Below are 17,281 nucleotides of genomic sequence, written 5' to 3' on the forward strand. Positions count from 1 at the left end.
AAGGAGACAACATGAAACGTTTGTTAAAAGCGATGGCTACGACAGCCGTCACCTTGGTGGCGATGCAGGCAAACGCCATCCAGGTCAACTATAGTTTCCGAGTGAACAGCTCGGGTCCAAGCATCTATCCCTGTAACGCGGGTTTGCTGACAAAAGGCGACACCTACGGCGATAAAAAGATCTGTTACTACGAAGGCACAAACACGGCGTGTACGCCTAAGTGTGATGGCTTGGATTGCGAAGGCGGCTCTAAGCCAACACCGCAATTCATCCAGAACCTGGCTACCTGGTCCAACACACCGTTGAATACCAAGTCTGCGTGTGAAGCTGCAGGCCGTAACTGGATTAGCACGCCGACTCACGCAAGCAACGTACCTCCGGGTGTTCTTGGTTCTGAAAAAGACCAGGCCGGTCCAGGTAAATTCGTATACTGCGACATCACTTGTAAAACATCTGGTCACACGTTCAACTCTCAGGACAGAACTTGTTCCAACCCAGGTGGCGGCAACAATGGTGGCAACGGCAACACTTGCGTATGCTCCACTCAAGAAGGTCGTAAGTTCGGTAACTACGTTCATGCAAGCTGGACTAAGTGGGAAGACCGTCAAGATCCTCACACTGACAAAGTTTCCGGCATCAGCCCTTACTTCGCGACTCTATTCGGTGAAGTTGATGCGTTCGACAGAGTATTGGATAAATTGTCCTTCAACCTGGGCAGTGAAACATACAATGCGGCATACTTCGTGGATATCTGCTACCGCGGTTCTCAGATTGACTACAGCCACTACAAAGCGGCTTACAAAGTCATCGCTGAAGCTTCTTTGACAGACATCGGTCACAAGTACAACGGTAAAGGTTACAGCGACTTCGCGGACCTTGAAGTTCAAGCACACTTGATCTGTACTTCTCAGACTCAAAACTGTGAAAACGGCAACTGCAGCGACACTGATGAGCATCCAAACGGAAGCAACACTCCTCAGTTCGACAATGACATCACTGACATTGACGATCCAGTAAGCAATCACACTAAGTATCTTGCTGGTGATATCAAGGATTTGATCAGCGGCGCGAACTTCGTGCAGACGATCGATAAGAACACTCCGATCTATCTTGATAAGTACAACAAAGGTGCAGCAGCGAAATTCTGTAAAGTTCGCTACATCTTCAAGGAAAAAGACGGTCTGGGTCACTATCCTAAACTGCGCAAATGGCAAAAACACGGTGCAAACATCTGCACTCACACGAAAATCGAAATGGCAGATCTTGATGGAAACTGCCCTAACTGCAAATAGCTAATTGATATCAGAAGGAACAGATATGACTAAAATTGGTGGTTCTATGAAAAATGAGTTACGGATCTTGGGACGTCTGCTCCTTCTGATTGTATCTTTGACTATGGCAGAATCCGTTCACGCATCCGGTGGATGCGTGGCCGATACGGATGAAAAGATCGAGATTCAAATCTCCCCGGCGAACCAAAGCTGGGGAGATTACACCGGCCGACAGTTGATTCCGTCCACCCTGGTGGACAAGTGCGAAAAGGATGCGGGTCGCTTTTTAATGATCTCCTTGGGCTCGGCGTTTTGGGATACAACCAACACGGGCATTAATACCAGTATCTTTGGTGATCATGCGGCAAGAAATTGCAGTATCAATAACTCCCACGTCTTGGGAGATTTTAAGCAGGGCAGGGCCACGGCCAGTCTACTGCGTCAGTACAAGTTTATCAGATCATGCTTTGACGTCCGTGTAGTTGACGTCGGTGGTGAACCTATCATTGCCAAAGAAAATCAGGAGTTCTGCCAGGTTCGTCGTGAAGAGGACGGAGCGGTCACCTTGATTGGCGATATGTGCTTCTTAAAGGTTCGCGGCAGAAATAAATTTGCAATTCAACCGGTTTTCAAGGGCAAGTGCCTTGAGCCATCCTATCTTCAGGAACTGGGAATCGAACCCCAGGACATGTATGCAAAACTAAATACTTTGATTGCTGGTGATGATACCGGAAACAGTCAGGACCTGACTCATATCGGCAGCCGACTGCTTCATTTGAATATTGCGCCAGATTCGAAAACTTTGAAATTGACAGAGGACTACGGTCCCATGACCCCGCGATTTGTCACAGACTACAGTGTCGAATCGGACATTTCTGATATCGAAATCAAGCAGCAGTCCGACACCTCAGAGCTGCAGCTCAAATTCCTGGTGTCCAACTTCGCCCCGGAAAAGTGCGTGGGGAATGAGTGCGCCAGCGCCTCGAACTATACCCAGCCCTTCTTCGGTCAAGTGGAGCTTTATCAGGTCGGAAAGAACAAGCAGACTTTGATTGATGAATGGTGGGACGGGGGCCTGGTGCCGCCAAACTGGCAGGGGGTGGTGCCTGGGATGAAATTCAGATTGTCCGAAGGGCCCTTGGTAAAAGGGGGCCGCTACAAAATTGTCGTGACGATGCAGAATCCAACGGATGACTATTCTATTTTCCTGAGTGGCTTCAGACAAATGCTTCTGAATATGTACGCCACGGAGGATGCCGAGGTGGGGATCGATATTTTCCCTAATATCTCGTCTTTGAGCAATCTCGGTGTTTTGCCTTCATTTGGCGGCGTGGGTTCTTTGGTCCGTCACAATCAGGGCGTGGCCCTGGGGGAAATCGTTCGCGGTTTGGATGGCATTATCAAGAGCCAAATATGGCCTCCGTATTATGACCGTGTTTGCGACGATGAATCCAGTTGCCTGAAGGTCGGCAACAAGAAATTTCACCAGAAATACGTCGTGGAGTTTGTTGTTGGGGAAAAGGATCTCGATACCGGTGCGCAGAAGCTGCTGAACCTGTCTATTTCCAAAAGAAGTGTTCTGGGTGGAAATTACGACAATAAGACCAGCGGCTTTGCCACCTTGACGTGTGAAAGATAGAAATATGAAGAACTTTATGGTCCCTTTGTTGCTTCTTCTTTTTTCACTGACTGCCGGGGCCAGCACCGGCAGTATTATGGGCTCTTCAGTGAATCCGGTGACGGGTGAAGAACTTTATGCCTGCAATGCAAAAATCCGCAGTCTTGCTTCATCGGCAGAGCAGATTTGTCTGAACCTCGGTACCGGAGAATCCTGTGATCCGACCCGAGTCGGACCGACGGATGGCCCCTGTCAGTGTTATTCCAAAGAGATGATTGGCAACCAGATCGTGGCCACTCGATCAGACGGAGCGGCCCAGGCCATTCACAGCACTTCCCAGTGGAAGCAATTCGTGGATGACGGCAACTTGTTCAATGGCAAGCTGAACAGTCTGGAAGTGCAGTTGGGAAGCGAGATTCTGGGTGCGGAGTATGGTTTTACCTATTGCTACAAAGGGCCTTTCGCGACTTCAGGGAATGATCAGTCTTTGGGGTCTTATGGGCTGGACTTCACTCTGCAGGGAAGCGCTTATGCGGTGGCCTTGGATTCGGTGGAAATAAAGTATGCGTGCGATCTGAGATATCGTGGGCAGAACGGAAGTCCTCGACAGCCAAATTCCAGTCCTAATTATGGGGACCTTTATTCCGACTTCGTCCGTACAGAGACGATCTATAAACGGGTGGATGAAAGAAGTCCGAAGGAAATCGGTTATCAGAAGATTAAAATGCTTTTGAATCAGGCAGCGCACGAAGTCCCACGATTTTGTGTGGTGGAAGTTCGCTTCAAAGAACGTTCGGGCAAGGATCTTAAAAGGGATGCTTTGGCCACGACGTCATTCAATGGAAGTCTGGCTATTAAAAAACAAGGCTCTATGTGAGCCTTGTTTTTCTTTGAACACTATAAATAACTTTTTACTGCAAAGCCTGCTGTCAACTCCGCAATCAGGAATGCAATGTCTCGCGCATGTGTTTCTTTTTCCTCAAGGTTCAGCGCCATGAGTTTTTTCAGGCGACTGAGTCCTTCCTGATCCGCGGTGGAACGCTCCAGGAACTGCTCCAGAATTTGTCCGGCCTGATCCCTTTCAAACGCACGCAGCATATCCAAAGACAGAACGTTCGTGGTGCCTTCCCAGATAGAAAACACCTGCGCATCGCGCAGCAGACGGGGAATGCCGGTGTCTTCCACATAACCCGCACCGCCGAACATCTCGACGACCTCGCTGGAGATATGGATGGATTTTTTCGCGGTATAAAGTTTCAGAATCGGCGTCAGAACCCGCAGCAGGATTTTTTCAGAAGCAGAAGCTTCGCCCACTTCCTCTTTCCCCAAAAGATTGGCCACAAAGAAGCTAAAGGCGATGCATTTGCGGAAGTCCGCCTCCAGGGAATCCAAAGTGGACTTGTGCAGGGGATGGTCTTTCAAAAACTTTCCGAACGCCTGGCGTTTGCTGGAATAGTCTTTAGCCAGATCCAACGCACGTCGCATGTGACCGACAGCGCAGATGGAATTGTAAATGCGCGTGATATTCAAAACACTCGCTATGCGTTTCACGCCTTCACCCACACCGCCAATCATGCGGGCCGGTGTTCCCTGCAGGCTCAGCTCTGCGGTTGGCAGGGCCTTGGTGCCCAACTTGTCTTTCAGGCGGTGAATTTGAATGTGATTCAGCTCGCCTTTGTCATTGCGAAGCTCCAGGAAGAACAGGCTTAAACCGCGGGACCCAGGTGCAGCACCATCCGGACGTGCCAGGGTCAGGGCCATCTGGGATGTCGTCGCGGAAGTAAACCATTTGGTTCCATGCAGGGAATGGGTCGCGCCAAATTCGCTGGTGCCGGTAAACGGGTGTGCATCCGTGGAAGTTCCACTGACATCAGAACCGCCGGTTCTTTCCGTCATCCATTGACCAGCCGTCCAGAATGTTTTTGGATCCCGGGACAGCAGGTGAGGCAGGACACGGGATTTAAGATCAGGGTCCGCGTAAAGCTCCAGTGCGCGGGCTGCTCCATCGGTCATAGCCAAGGGGCATGAGAAGATCGCCGAGCTTGGGGAATACAGATACAGCAACGCCATTTGATAGACGCGGGAAGCAGCTCCAAACCGGCGGTCGTAGGCCGTAGCCACGATGCCTTCTTCGGCGGCGACCTTTTCCAGAGCCTTCCAGCCGTGAGAGGTGCGGATGTCGTCGATTCTTCGACCCCATGGGTCAAAAGGCACGTGGACGGGTGGTTGGGATTCTGCCTCTTGGGCCCAAGTCAGCATGTCGGTGACCGCTCGTTCACCCAAGTGTTCAAGGTGAGGAAGAGCCACTTTCTGGGCGTCAGCAGGTAAGAGGGACTTCAGGATCTTTTGAAGTGTTTCGTCGGAGCGGAACGTGTTCGAAAGCTGGGGACCGTCTTGGTAAAAGTTTTTCATACCCTGAATTTTATTCTTTCATAGGGAGAACTCAAGAACATGTCGGTCACCCCGCCTTTTTTTAAAAAAGTGTTGCCGTTTGGTAAGGTCCTACATATAAGAGCCGCTCTTTTGGGGGAGGCACATTTGAATCGTATTCTATTGGCATTGGTGGCCATTGTTTTGGCTTCCTGTGGACTTTCTAATCGTCCTCAGGTGAATACCAAGGATTCCGCGGGTATTATGGGCGGCACTTTGGTGGCGGAAAACGCGAAAATCGCATCCGGAATTGTTGGGATCATGGACTTGCAGTCCAATTCCATCTGCACAGGTTCCATTATCGCTGAAAACTATATTTTGACGGCTGCTCACTGTGTGATCGGTCTGAAGCCAAGCAAACTGCGTTTGATCTTCGGTTTGGATGTGGATGAGCTGATGGGCGCCCGCGAACAGGACATCGTTCAGATGTACACTCGCTCGGTGTCTGACTATAAAATCCATTCCAGCTACAACGAAGTGGATCAGGAAGAAAAAGAGACTGACTGGGGTGACATCGCTTTGATCAAGTTCCACGGTGCTTTGCCTCCGGGCTACAAGCCGGTTCAAATGCTGAAGGATGATACGATCCTGCGTCGTGGTTTGACGGTGACTTTGGCGGGTTATGGCGTTTCTCAGGTGGATACAGAGCCTGTGGATGCAAGAAAAGTCAAAAATCTGGATGAGGCCCTGGAATATGGCGAAATCATCTGCGATGAAGACCTGAAGAACTGCCTGAAAGTGGACATGTCCGGTGACGGCGTTTTGCGCCAAACCAAAGCTCCGATTTCTTCTGTTCAGGAAACAGAAGTGCGTCTGGATGAATCCAAAGGTTCCGGCACTTGCGCTGGGGATTCTGGTGGTCCGGCTTATGTGGACATCAAAGGTGAGCTGTTCTTGTTCGGCGTTACCAGCCGTGGCAGCGCTCTGTGTGACAGTGTGGGTGTTTACACCAATGCCGTTTACTATGCTGACTGGATCAAGTCCACGATGCCAAAAATGCGATAGTCTCATTCTGAGACTGTCAGTTTCCTGACATCTGTAAAGCAAAAAACTTCTGCGGGGAAAGAGCTCATGTTCTTTCCCCGTTTCTTTTTGTTCTGGGCTGGAACACCCTTTGAAATCCTTAAGAGCTGAACCATTCTTGGAGGATTTCGAAATGAAAGTGTTTAAGACTTTTGTGGGTTCTGCTGTTGTTGCATCGATGTTGTGGTCCCAGCTGGCGCTGGCCATCACTGATGAAATGCGGGATCTGGTTTTGTATGAAACCAAAGCCAATGCCGTGGCGACACGAAGTAATGAAAAGAAAGTCATTCATCATTACGAAATCCCCCTGAAAATTTTGGAATCCGACCTGAAGATCGACGCCAATGCCGGCTACGTCAAAGCTCTGACCTTTGAACGTGATGGCGAAAAGTATGTGCGCTGGGTTTTGAATCCGGAAGACACCCGCTGGGAAAAAGCCGTGCGCGTGTTCCTGCTTCGCAATGGCATTGAACCAGTGAAAAAAGCCTACTTTGAAGGTTATATGACCGCCTCGCGCAGTTATATCCTGGTGGACCCGGTAACAGGTGCTGAGTTTTCTTTGAAAACCTCCACCAACCGCACCGGCGGTTACTGGGCCGACAAGAAACAGACCTGGGATGATGCTTCCCAGATCCGTAAAATTTCTGATTACGTGATTGAGCGTCTGAAGTCTCAGCCGCCTTTGCAGCACTCGATCGTTTTGGATGAACCGATTGCTTTTGGTATCAAGCGTTTTGATATGGGTATGATCGTGCGTTCTTACGAAGAGCTTCCGGGCACGGGCAAGCGCTATGTGCCGGGCTTCTCGATCATGCACGAAAAGCTGGGGCGTGAACTGGCCAAAGCCAATGGTTCTTCAGACCCGGCAACTTACTGGAATGAAAACTATAACAAGCCTCTGGCCCGCGCACTGGCGGAATTCTTTGTGGCGACCGGGATTCGTTATGATTCCCCGCACTCTCAGAACTTCCTGGTGGAGCTGGATGAGCGCAACAAGCCGACGGGTAAAATCGTTCTGCGCGACTTCGGTGATTCTTATCTCTACGAAAAATTCTTCAAGGCGATCAAGCGCACCGATATCATCGATATCTGGGAAAAGGGCAATATCATGAGAGGCGACATGGGTATGACTGTCGGGATTCTGCATGGTAACCAGCCGCCAAGCTGGATCGACTATCGCAACGACAAGAGTTCGGCGGACAGCTATGATAAGTGGGGCCGTGACTTCTTTGCTGAATTTGAAGCTGAGGTAAAACGTCAAACAGGTGTGGACATTCCTGCACGCACTGTGATCGATCGCAGTATCTATGAAGACCCGGAAACCAAAGTGAAGCACAAAATGGGTTACTTCACGCGCGATTACAGCTTGTTGTCAGCGGATAATGGATTCCTGAAAATGGTTTCCAAGGATCAGCAGCGTGAAGTGGGCGCGGCACGACTGTGCGGCCGCGTGTTTAATCACTAGACCTGGTACCATTGAGTCAATGTTTTAAAGAACCAGTCCTGCATGGGCTGTTGCAAGGAGATGCTTTCGAGCATCTCCTTTTTTGTTTGTACCAGGCCCGTGTGTTCCGGTGTGACGGAGTCAGCACATTCGTGGATCCATTCCAGAGTGGACTCGGGATGAAACTGAGTGGCCACCACGTTGGTGCCCCAGCGGAAGGCCTGGTTCGGGAAGAAGTCATTTGTTGCCATCAGCTCGCCACCCGGAGGCAGATCGAAAGTGCATTGATGCCAGTGAAAGACGTTGAGTGTGTAGGGAGTGGTCTGATCTTTCATGGTCACCGGAACGAAGCCGACTTCCCACTTTCCGGCCGCATACACGCGTCCGCCCAGAACTTCCGCCAGCAACTGGCTTCCCAGGCAAAGGCCGAAGACAGGCAGACCCAGCTTCACACATTTTTTGATAAAGACTTTTTCATCGATCAGCCACGGATGCAGATCTTCTTCAAAGGTGTCCATCGTGCCACCGCAAATCACCAAAGCTTTGATGTCTTCCGGTTTGAATGGTGCAGGTTCAGTGGCAATATTCCAGACGTGGGGTTTGAGCCCCTGTTGTTCCGCCCAAAGCAGAACCGTGCCCGGAGGAGTGTCATTTTCGTGCTGGATAATAAGAAGATCTTGCATGGGAGGCACTATAGTCAGAAACTCTGCAAAAGGGGACGATTTTCTTGAAGCAGAATATTGAAATATGTTCAGGGTGCATTGCCAGATCCACGGAGGCGCGGGCGGAGAGTCCGGTCGAATCGCGCAAGCTTTTTCTGGCGGAGGTTCAGGCGGCGCTGACGGCGCGCCGACCGGATGTGGAGTGGAATCTAAGCACCGTGTCCTGTATGCGCTTTTGCCCTGAAAACAAACTTAGCATTGTGGTGCTAAACCGCATGGGCATGACCCGCGGATCGGCAGTGGACACTATTGTTGAAGATATTCTGATCAGAATAGACCGCCCTTAAACAGAGCGGCTTCTTTTTTACAACTGCGGGCGCAGGCGCACGTATTCATTGATGGCGCCGATGATGTGATAAAGCGAACTTGCTTTTGCCGGTTGAATTCTGAATTCGCCGCTTTCCTGCCAGGTATCAAACCACAGGCCTTTCTGCGGAGTCTCAAAAAACTTAAACAGGGTCGCCATGGCCTCATCCGCAGATTGGGCGTACTGGGCACGCTGGTCTTTCTTTTCAAGTCCCATTTGCAGAACCGCTTTGATGCGCTCGCATTGAGGCCAGAAACGGGACGTCTTCGTTTTGGGCGATAGATCGCTCCACACTTCATCAATCACGGACTTGCGCTCGGCCCAGAGGCCGTGTTTTTCACTGAGCACGATCAGATTTTCGCGAACAGCTGTCAGGTCTTTGCCGGTGAGGCCTTGATAAAGACCCATCAACCACGCCCACTCGTATTGATGGCCTGGTTCAAAAACGAATTTGCCATTTTCCAGAATTGGGGACCAGTCGGCGTTGAAGTGTTCAGCCAGTGTTCCGGATTTGGGATCAATAAACTTGGTCAGACACAGGTTCAGAATTTCGTCAGCCAGTTTCTTCCAAAGTGGATCACTGTCGACGGCCATCCAGGCAACCGCAGATTCAAACATGTGCATATGCGGATTGGCTTCGTATTGTACGCCTTTGTCGGTCAGTTCGGTGAAACCGCCCTGGGACAGGTGGCGTTCATTGTAAAGATACTGAACCAACTGGCGGGAGCGCTCTTTGTACTGCGGAAGAGGATTCACGGCATAAGCATGTGCCAGGCCGAACAGCGCAAAGGCTTGAGCATACAGATCCGGTGTGGTGTTTTTGGCTTCGCCTTCTTTGGTGGCGGAATGAATGAAGCCTCCGGATGGCAAAGAGTAATTGCGGATCAGTGCGGCGGCCCCGATGTCGATGGCTTTGCGGGATTTTTCCTGATCGCAAAGCCCCAGTTCCATGCCCAGGCGCAGACTGTAGATTTGGCGTGCCTGAACCATTGATCGCCGAGGAACGTCCTGAGGTTCGCCCTCCAAAGAGAAGGATTCAACAAAGCCGCCGCGTTCCCAATCAACCCCTTTGTTCAACCATAGGGGAAGGACGTCTTTTGAAAGCCAGTTCTTGCAGTTTTCAACCATAAGCACTCCGGAATGTAACTAGATGTGAGCGTTCACAATATCCTGTCTGGTAACAGGAGTCCAGCTCCCTGTTACCAGTTGAAGTGTGGGAAAAGGCAGGGGATTTCATCGAATGATATGTGTTTCGTCCGACGACTTGCCTAGTTCCACGAATTACCTCCGAATAGAGAACACGGACAATTCATTGTACGAAACAAGGAGGAAAAAAGTATGAAAAAGTTGATTCTGTTTTTGGCGATCGGTCTGACGGGAGCATTTGCGCAGGCCAACACGGATGCGGTGACCATGGAAAATGATGCCAGCATCATGGGGAATCGCCTGTGGGGTTGCGGCATGACCTTTAAAGGGACATCCAAAGGTATCAAAGTTATTGTCGGGCACTTTAAAACTGTGGCTTACGGGACACTTCACTGTAAGAGCATCAAGGGAACCCACTACAGACAAGATGTGATGGTGACGATCGGACATCATTGGATTGGCGCAACTGCGGGAATCGGCTATTTCAAACTTAAGGGCGCTTCATCCGAAATCAGTCTGTTCAATTCCAATCCTGATGTGATCCTGGGGAAATACCTGGTGGCGCAAGGTGAAGCGGCTATCATCGGCGGTGTAGGCGCATTCACAGCCGTGAAGGTGGGCTTGCCTCAGTTGGCAATGAACATCTCTTTGCAGTTGCTGAAAGGCCTGGGCGTGCAAGTCGGTGTGGATAAGCTTTATATCGAAGCGATCTCTGAACCGGAAGTGGAGCCAATCTAAATTCAGACGGGCTTAACAAAAAAGGCGCCTCTCGAAAGAGGGCGCCTTTTTTGTTTGTTGAACCGGCGAAACTACTGTTTTTTCACGTAGGCATTCAAACGCATGCCCGGGGCGATGGAGCTGGTCAGGCTGACACTCGTGCCGCGCACCAGATCTTCTGTTGTGGTGGTGCCGAAGTCGATGTTAAAGCTGATTTCCTTGGAGCGGTCACTTGGGCAGGTGAAAGAACCTTTGAAATTCTTTTTTGCCGCTAGAATCAGGAATTCCTCATCCCAACTGACGCTGGAAAGAAGGTTGAAAGTGCCGTTGCAGACCTCATCCACATTTCCATTGGGATAAGTTCTTTGCACTTCGAATTCGGTTGTGTTGACGACGCGGAAATTCGCATAAACTTTCTGGAACCCGGCGCGGGCCTCCACTTTGTAGCGTCCCACCAGATTTCCTGGTGTCAGTTCTGCGGCCCAGGCGGGGCTGGCGGCGCTTAAGATCATTGCTGCAGATAAAAAATACTTTTTCATTGTCATACCCTCCATTGGTTGATGAGTTTTTATACCGGGGTTATGATAAGACGGACAAAATAAAACCCGGCTCTGTGAAGTTTTACAATGAGGAGTAATTTGACATGGCAAAGACAGCTCGCCCGATGAAGACACTTCATCCCATGAAGTCATTGGGAGTGGTCAAAGCTGAACGCGGAGATATTCGCGCCGAGCGTTTGGAAGGGCGTGTGAAGCCGTCGGTGCCCTTTCCTCATCGTCATGATTTCTTTCAATTGGTCGTTGTGGCCGGAGGCCGCGGTCAGCATGAGATCGACTTTGAAACATATCCCATCAGGGCCGGGGCGGTTTTTGTCGTGAAGCCAGGTCAGGTGCACCGCTGGGATTTGCAGGGCGCCAGGGGTTATGTGATCGAGTTTTATGTGGAATCCTTAAGTCTGGATGCCATGGACCGCGAGTTGTTTCAGAGTCTGCATGAATTGCCAGAACACCTGAAACTGCTGTCAGCACCACAGCAGAAAGAATTCTATTTCCATTGCGAAAAGATGTGTGGCGAGTTTGCATCCCGGGACCGCGGTTATGGCAGTGCTTTAAAGAGTCATTTGAATATTCTGATTCTGTCCCTGTTCCGTCTTTCAGGCAGAACAGCGGTCAAAAAAAGTGAAGGCGCCTTCCTCGGAGACTTCGAGCGATTGATTGAACTGAACTTCAGCCGGCAGCACAACGTTGAATTTTACGCCAAGGCTTTGGGGCTTTCTCCAAAAGCACTGACCATGCGGGTGCATCGTTTGTTGGGAAAGTCCGCTCGCGAGATGATTCACGACAGATGTCTGCTCGAAGCTCAGCGCTATCTGGGATATACCACCATGCCGATTGCGGAAGTGGGCCTGAGTTTGGGGTTTCAGGATCCGAACTATTTCAGTCGATTCTTTAAGGCTAAAACGGGATTCAGTCCGGGAGCCTTCAGGGACAGAAACAACTAGGTCGCAAGAGCTGCGACCTAGCCTTTGATAGGAGTGTTGCCAGTGTCTTCTGATTCACCTTCGCGGTGGCTTTGTTCGGCACGCAGGGCGATCTTGCCAGTGATACCAACCCATTCAGGGAGAAACACCATAAGACAGAAGTAGATGATCACGGAGATTCCGGCAACCGCCAAAAATCCAAGTACAAACCATAATTCCATGATAAAGCTCCTTTTGCTTCCTTCAATATAGAACAATTCAGAGCTTTTTACCAGAGACGGGCTTCACAATCACTAGCACAAAGGTAACAAAAAGAGGCTTTGGACCAGAGAGTCAATGCTGTTTCTGGGCTTCCGCTTTTTCAACTTCCAAGATGTATTTCTTAGTGGCTTCCGGCAGCTCTTTCCACATGCGCAAAGCCAGGATCAATCCCAGGCCCGCAAACGGGATCAGGAACAGGGGCCAGTAGTGCCAGTTTTTCGCCGACAGATAACCAATGGAAAGAGACTGCAGGCCGGAACCCAGATAGACGCAGCCATCGACAATGCCCGAAGCGGTCGCCGTCATTTTTTTGCCGCCAAAGTCAGCAGCGGCAGTTCCCGACATCAGGGAATGCACGCCAATCACCGCCAGGGTCATCAGCACCGCAGCCAAGCCGAACAGGGTGGGATTCTTTGTCAGGAAGAAACACATCGCAATCAAAAGGAAGATCATGATGAAGTTGTTGATCGCTGCCGGAGGTCCGCGACGGGACTGGAACAGTCTGTCAGAAACAAGGCCCGCAATAAAGCCTCCCAGAACTCCGGTCAGACACAGCAGCAAACCCCAGTTTTTGATGAAGAATTCAGATCCTGCATAAAATGCCGGATTGGTCTGTTTGGTTTCGTTGGCAAAGATCAGATACCACTGCATGATCCCGTTGCGCAAAACGCCGGAAGTGAAATCCACCAGGGCGATGGTGATCATCACCGGGTTGGCGAAGACCTTTTTGAAAATCAAGCCCATGGTGATTTTGACATCGTCGTCATCACCGGAAGAGGCATCAGCGGTGTCGAACTCATCGAAGTTGGCCTCTTTCGGGGAGTCCTTCAATAGCACCATGTCGATCAGGGCCCACACAATCAGGATGAAGGCCGGGATCGTGAAGACCAGCCAGGTTGCATCGGTGGCTCCGGTATCAATGGCAAAGATGTGCTGGATGAAATTCTGGAACGCAGTCCGCGGACCCTCGGGATTTAGTTTCGAGGCGTCAACAATCGCCTGGCCCCAGTCGAAGGCAAAATAGACACCGAATGAAATCAGCGTTCCAAAGATGGCGCCAAAGACTCCGCGCTCGCGCACGTGGAACCAATAAGCCTTCACTTTGATGATGGAAACGGCACCATAACTTTGGAAGAACATGTTCAGCGCATACAAAACCGAGAAGGCCACGACCATGTTGGTTTTCAGACGGCCCATTAAATAGAGATACGTAGCGCCGCCCATTAACAGATTCATCAATGCCGAACCCAGAGTGGCGATGATGATGCCTTTTTTTCCGCCGATGCGGTCCACCAGCGGGCCGTTGATCAGGAATGACAGTCCATACACGATGGTTCCGGCGGCAAAGATGATCCCGAACTGTTCCTTGGTCATCATATCGCCCATGGCGTTCTTGGAGACATTCAGATTGTACCGGGCCATGTACAGAAAGGCGTAGCTCATGCCCAGAGGAAACCAGTTGACGAAACGCCTGAAGATAAATTTTTTCGAGTGATTCAGAGGGTTGTTATTGAAATACAGAAAGATGACGGCGGCTAGACAGATGCTCACGAGTAATAGGGCCATGGCGTCTCCGATACGTTTTGCGGCCACAGTAGGACTAAAAATCCCTCTTGGCAAACGATAGCTTGGAATGTGAACGGATCTACGAAATCCACCGGGGGATTGGGGGCATATTCTTCACTCCTACGGAAGGCTTAAATCTTACGAAAACTGTTCAGGTCATTGACAGTGCTCTCAGAATGAATGAACCACTTCGGGCATTTTTGGGTTTTTCGGCGCCCGGGTGTACATTGAGGGAAAGATTCTGCCAGGAGGGTAGTATGAAAAATGTGTTCTTGAAGACAGTAAGTCTTGGCGCGATGGTGGTGATCGCCGCTTGCAGTCAGAAGGTGTCAGAGTCCCCGTCAGACTCGTCGAGTTCGGCCCTGGGACAAAGCAATGCAGAAAAGGCCGTCGTCAGTTTTAATCTGACCGATGCGCCCAACAAGGACCTGAAATCCGTGGTGGTTGATATTGACCACATGGAAGTTGTGGTCGCCGGGGCAGGCAAAGCCGGAAGGCTTATCTTGGCCCAGGGGCTGGGGCCTGTGGATTTGCTGACTCTGCAAAACGGGGTGACCCTGCCTTTGCAGGATGTGGAAGCGCCAGCCGGGATTCGCATTCAGCAGATTCGCCTGGTTCTGAAACCATCCGGACACTATGCCGTGAAAGGTGACGATTCGATTTGCGAATTGAAAACACCGAGTGCGCAAAAAACGGGTGTGAAGATCATTCTGACCAACAAGGTGCAGTTTGAGGCCGGTCATCATTATAATATTGTCGTGGACTTTGATGCGCTTAAGTCTGTGGTGGTGCAGGGAAATGGTGGATGCCTGCTAAAACCTGTCCTGAAGCTGAAGTCCGCTTTCAAAACTCCGATCGTTCAGCCAGAGCCTCCGGTTGATAACGGTGGTGAAGAGCCGTCAGAGCCTGTTGTTGAACAGCCAGAACAACCGGGCACCGGCGAAGAAACCGGCAGCAATGAAGAATCCGGTGGTGAGTCTTCTGAAGGTGAAGAACTGGTGACCGAGCCGGAACAGAATGATCCTTCGGACGATGGTTGGGATTATACGCCGATTGTCGACGGGGAGGACTATCCTGTTGTGACCGAGGATGAGCTGGCCCAGCTTTTGTAAAAATACCTGTGAACCCACCTTCTTCGGAAGGTGGGTTTTTTCTTTTGGGGTTGCCTGCATGAAATGGGGTCGGCATCATTAGGGCATGACAGACACAGCATCCGTTCCCGGCACCCTGACTAAGTCTTTGAATAACGCCCAAGCTCTTCATCGCAAAGAGCAGCGTTTAAATCTGCTTCTGACCAGATGGCAGGCGAAACTGCAGAGTCATCAAAGTGGTCGTCTGATTTCTGGGCTGCTGTTCTTTGCCAGCCTGGTTCCCTTATCCATGAACGCAGAGGCTCGGGTTGGCTTTGCAGTTCCTGCGGTTGTTCTTTTGGTGTTCATTTACCTTGTGATTCGCACGCGCAACATCGCTCGCCATTTGCAGCATCTGCAAAGACTGCAGCAGTTCGTCGTGCGCCAGAAAAAACGCTGCCTAGGGCAGATGTCAGGCCGAAGCTGGAAGCAGGCACATGAGGCCTCTGCGGAATATCCGATGATTCGTGATCTGGGATTGGTTGGATCTCATTCCCTGTGGACGGTGCTGGATGAAACTTTCTCTGAAGGCGGTTTGCGCCGTCTTTTGCACTGGATGAGTGTTGCACCACTGAGCCCGGATTTACTGCACAAAAGACAGCAGCAGATTCAGGCCCTGCGACCGCAAACGTGGTTTTTCACCCGTCTGGGGATTCAGGCTAATTCCAACGAACTGAACCTTTCCACTTTGCAGATTCAAGAGTTTCTGAAAAGTTCTTTCGTCGGCCCGCAGTTTATGAAGCTGTTTGTGGCCAATCTGTTGCTGTGGGTTTTGACGGCGTTATTGCTGGTGTTCTCTGTGACCACAAAAACAGCATTGCCGGCAATGCTGTTCGCCGCCTTTCCGTTGCTAAGTTTGGTCAGTCTGGGGTCTGTGGGACGCGCCTTTATGCAGGGAACTGGGTTGTCCCATCACCTTTCTGCCTTGGCGCCGTTGTTCCTGGCGATTGAAAAGAAATGCGAAAGCAGTCCGGCCCTGGCCCAACTGTGCCCGCAGATTTTCAAAGTGCGCCCGTCAAAAACATCCCAGAAGCTGGATACGGTCTTGGGCTTCGTGGGCACCCAGACGAATCCGATTTTGCATTTCATCCTGAATGCGATGTTGCCGTGGACTGTGACTTCGGTGTTTTTCCTGGAGCGTCTGCGCCAGAAAATGGTGAAGGACTTCCCGCAGTGTGTGACGGAGCTTTCTGAATTTGAGGTTTTGGGCTCTTTGCTGATCTTCGATAAATATCAGACGCAGACTTATCCGGTGCTAAGTGGTGCCATGAATCTGCAGTGTGTGCAGGTGTTCCATCCTCTGTTGGATCGCAACAAAGCCGTGGCGAATGATTTTGGATTCCCGCACAGCAAGTCTCTGGGGTTGCTGACGGGATCCAATATGTCGGGTAAATCGACGTTTCTGCGCACTATGGGGATCAATCAGATTCTGGCCAATATGGGGGCTCCCGTCTTTGCTGACAGTTATCAGACTGTGCCGATGAAAGTGGAAACCTGTATCGAAGTCAGCGATTCCCTGCGTGATGGATATTCCTATTTTTATGCGGAAGTTCGTCGTCTGCGGGATATTCTGCAGACCGCGGCCACGGATACCCCCGTGTTGTATTTAATTGACGAGATCTTCCGTGGTACCAACAACCGGGAACGCCAGATCGGGTCGCGAGCAGTGATTCAGACTCTCGCCAACGAAAAGACGTCGTTGGGCTTTATCTCCACCCATGATCTGGAATTGACGGTGCTGGAGCAAAGCAGTCCTTCGGTGATGAATCTGCACTTCCGCGAGGACATCGACAGCTCTGGTAAAATGGTCTTCCATTATCATCTGAACCAGGGCCCATGTCCCACGACCAACGCCTTAAGAATCATGGCCGCTGAGGGTATAAAGGTGGATGAGGTCTGATCTGAATTTTCTCAGATAAAAAGCAGTGCTTGTTGGCAGCACAGGCACTATGTTTCCGCTTTTAGGATATACTATAAATGAAACGATGCTTTTGGAGTAGAAGCGCAAATTTGGATCTTTCTTAATTTGTATTGCTTAAGTTTTCTATCCAGAAGTGATCGTCCGAGACGGGACTTGGCCGAAGGGTCGGGGCCCGTTTCCATTTTTGGGGGTGGTTGAGGAAGGCTCTTGCTTCCCCAAAAAGTGTCAACAATCTGCAATACCGC

At 50.6% G+C, this 17,281-nt stretch carries 16 protein-coding genes; 10 read left to right on the forward strand and 6 right to left on the reverse strand.

Annotated elements, in window-relative coordinates; translation table 11 throughout:
- The first annotated feature begins 11 nt into the window (after positions 1–11).
- The 3 genes from B9G79_RS04620 to B9G79_RS04630 are packed head-to-tail and all read left to right on the forward strand — an operon-like array spanning position 12 to position 3,766.
- Positions 12–1,292: a hypothetical protein gene (locus tag B9G79_RS04620; protein WP_088564493.1), complete on the forward strand. Its 1,281-nt coding sequence runs from the start codon at positions 12–14 to the stop codon at positions 1,290–1,292.
- Between the two features lie 46 nt (positions 1,293–1,338).
- On the forward strand, positions 1,339–2,910 hold the full coding sequence (locus B9G79_RS04625) for a hypothetical protein (RefSeq protein ID WP_157678712.1): 1,572 nt from the start codon (positions 1,339–1,341) through the stop codon (positions 2,908–2,910).
- Between the two features lie 4 nt (positions 2,911–2,914).
- Positions 2,915–3,766: a hypothetical protein gene (locus B9G79_RS04630; protein WP_157678714.1), complete on the forward strand. Its 852-nt coding sequence runs from the start codon at positions 2,915–2,917 to the stop codon at positions 3,764–3,766.
- Between the two features lie 20 nt (positions 3,767–3,786).
- Here B9G79_RS04630 and B9G79_RS04635 read toward each other — a convergent pair whose 3' ends face one another.
- On the reverse strand, positions 3,787–5,301 hold the full coding sequence (locus B9G79_RS04635) for an acyl-CoA dehydrogenase family protein (RefSeq protein WP_088564496.1): 1,515 nt from the start codon (positions 5,299–5,301) through the stop codon (positions 3,787–3,789).
- Between the two features lie 126 nt (positions 5,302–5,427).
- Between B9G79_RS04635 and B9G79_RS04640 the strand changes: the two genes are divergently transcribed.
- A complete protein-coding gene (locus B9G79_RS04640; protein WP_232469164.1) occupies positions 5,428–6,324 on the forward strand; it encodes a S1 family peptidase in 897 nt (298 codons plus the stop codon).
- 151 nt (positions 6,325–6,475) lie between these two features.
- Positions 6,476–7,807: a hypothetical protein gene (locus B9G79_RS04645; protein ID WP_232469166.1), complete on the forward strand. Its 1,332-nt coding sequence runs from the start codon at positions 6,476–6,478 to the stop codon at positions 7,805–7,807.
- On the opposite strand, the gene B9G79_RS04650 is transcribed toward B9G79_RS04645, so the two are convergent.
- On the reverse strand, positions 7,804–8,469 hold the full coding sequence (locus B9G79_RS04650; RefSeq protein ID WP_088564498.1) for a type 1 glutamine amidotransferase: 666 nt from the start codon (positions 8,467–8,469) through the stop codon (positions 7,804–7,806). The genes B9G79_RS04645 and B9G79_RS04650 overlap by 4 nt on opposite strands.
- A gap of 44 nt (positions 8,470–8,513) precedes the next feature.
- Here B9G79_RS04650 and B9G79_RS04655 point away from each other — a divergent pair, with 44 nt between their 5' ends.
- Positions 8,514–8,795 (forward strand): hypothetical protein, encoded by a 282-nt coding sequence (locus B9G79_RS04655; protein ID WP_088564499.1) that lies wholly within the window; start codon positions 8,514–8,516, stop codon positions 8,793–8,795.
- A gap of 17 nt (positions 8,796–8,812) precedes the next feature.
- Here B9G79_RS04655 and B9G79_RS04660 read toward each other — a convergent pair whose 3' ends face one another.
- Positions 8,813–9,943, reverse strand: a complete 1,131-nt coding sequence (locus B9G79_RS04660; protein ID WP_088564500.1) for an AGE family epimerase/isomerase — start codon at positions 9,941–9,943, stop codon at positions 8,813–8,815.
- 210 nt (positions 9,944–10,153) lie between these two features.
- On the opposite strand from B9G79_RS04660, the gene B9G79_RS04665 reads away from it, so the two are divergent.
- Positions 10,154–10,699, forward strand: coding sequence for a hypothetical protein (locus B9G79_RS04665; RefSeq protein WP_088564501.1), 546 nt, complete (start codon positions 10,154–10,156; stop codon positions 10,697–10,699).
- Positions 10,700–10,770: 71 nt separating this feature from the next.
- Here the strand turns inward: B9G79_RS04665 and B9G79_RS04670 are convergent, their stop codons facing one another.
- Positions 10,771–11,217, reverse strand: a complete 447-nt coding sequence (locus B9G79_RS04670) for a hypothetical protein (RefSeq protein WP_232469168.1) — start codon at positions 11,215–11,217, stop codon at positions 10,771–10,773.
- A gap of 104 nt (positions 11,218–11,321) precedes the next feature.
- Here B9G79_RS04670 and B9G79_RS04675 point away from each other — a divergent pair, with 104 nt between their 5' ends.
- The gene (locus B9G79_RS04675) at positions 11,322–12,179 is read left to right on the forward strand and encodes a helix-turn-helix domain-containing protein (RefSeq protein ID WP_198298043.1); all 858 of its coding nucleotides are present in this window, start codon (positions 11,322–11,324) and stop codon (positions 12,177–12,179) included.
- Between the two features lie 17 nt (positions 12,180–12,196).
- On the opposite strand, the gene B9G79_RS04680 is transcribed toward B9G79_RS04675, so the two are convergent.
- Together B9G79_RS04680 and B9G79_RS04685 are read right to left on the reverse strand one after the other, a co-directional pair.
- On the reverse strand, positions 12,197–12,379 hold the full coding sequence (locus B9G79_RS04680; RefSeq protein WP_088564503.1) for a hypothetical protein: 183 nt from the start codon (positions 12,377–12,379) through the stop codon (positions 12,197–12,199).
- 112 nt (positions 12,380–12,491) lie between these two features.
- Positions 12,492–13,862 (reverse strand): MFS transporter, encoded by a 1,371-nt coding sequence (locus B9G79_RS04685; protein ID WP_232469169.1) that lies wholly within the window; start codon positions 13,860–13,862, stop codon positions 12,492–12,494.
- A 380-nt stretch (positions 13,863–14,242) separates the two neighbouring features.
- On the opposite strand from B9G79_RS04685, the gene B9G79_RS04690 reads away from it, so the two are divergent.
- Entirely contained in the window at positions 14,243–15,097 is an 855-nt protein-coding gene (locus B9G79_RS04690) for a DUF4382 domain-containing protein (protein WP_088564505.1), read from the forward strand.
- A gap of 85 nt (positions 15,098–15,182) precedes the next feature.
- On the forward strand, positions 15,183–17,015 hold the full coding sequence (locus B9G79_RS04695; RefSeq protein ID WP_088564506.1) for a MutS family DNA mismatch repair protein: 1,833 nt from the start codon (positions 15,183–15,185) through the stop codon (positions 17,013–17,015).
- The last annotated feature ends 266 nt before the right edge of the window (positions 17,016–17,281 follow it).

Origin of the sequence: Bdellovibrio bacteriovorus (assembly GCF_002208115.1) — a bacterium.
GTDB classification, from domain to species: Bacteria; Bdellovibrionota; Bdellovibrionia; order Bdellovibrionales; family Bdellovibrionaceae; genus Bdellovibrio; species Bdellovibrio bacteriovorus_C.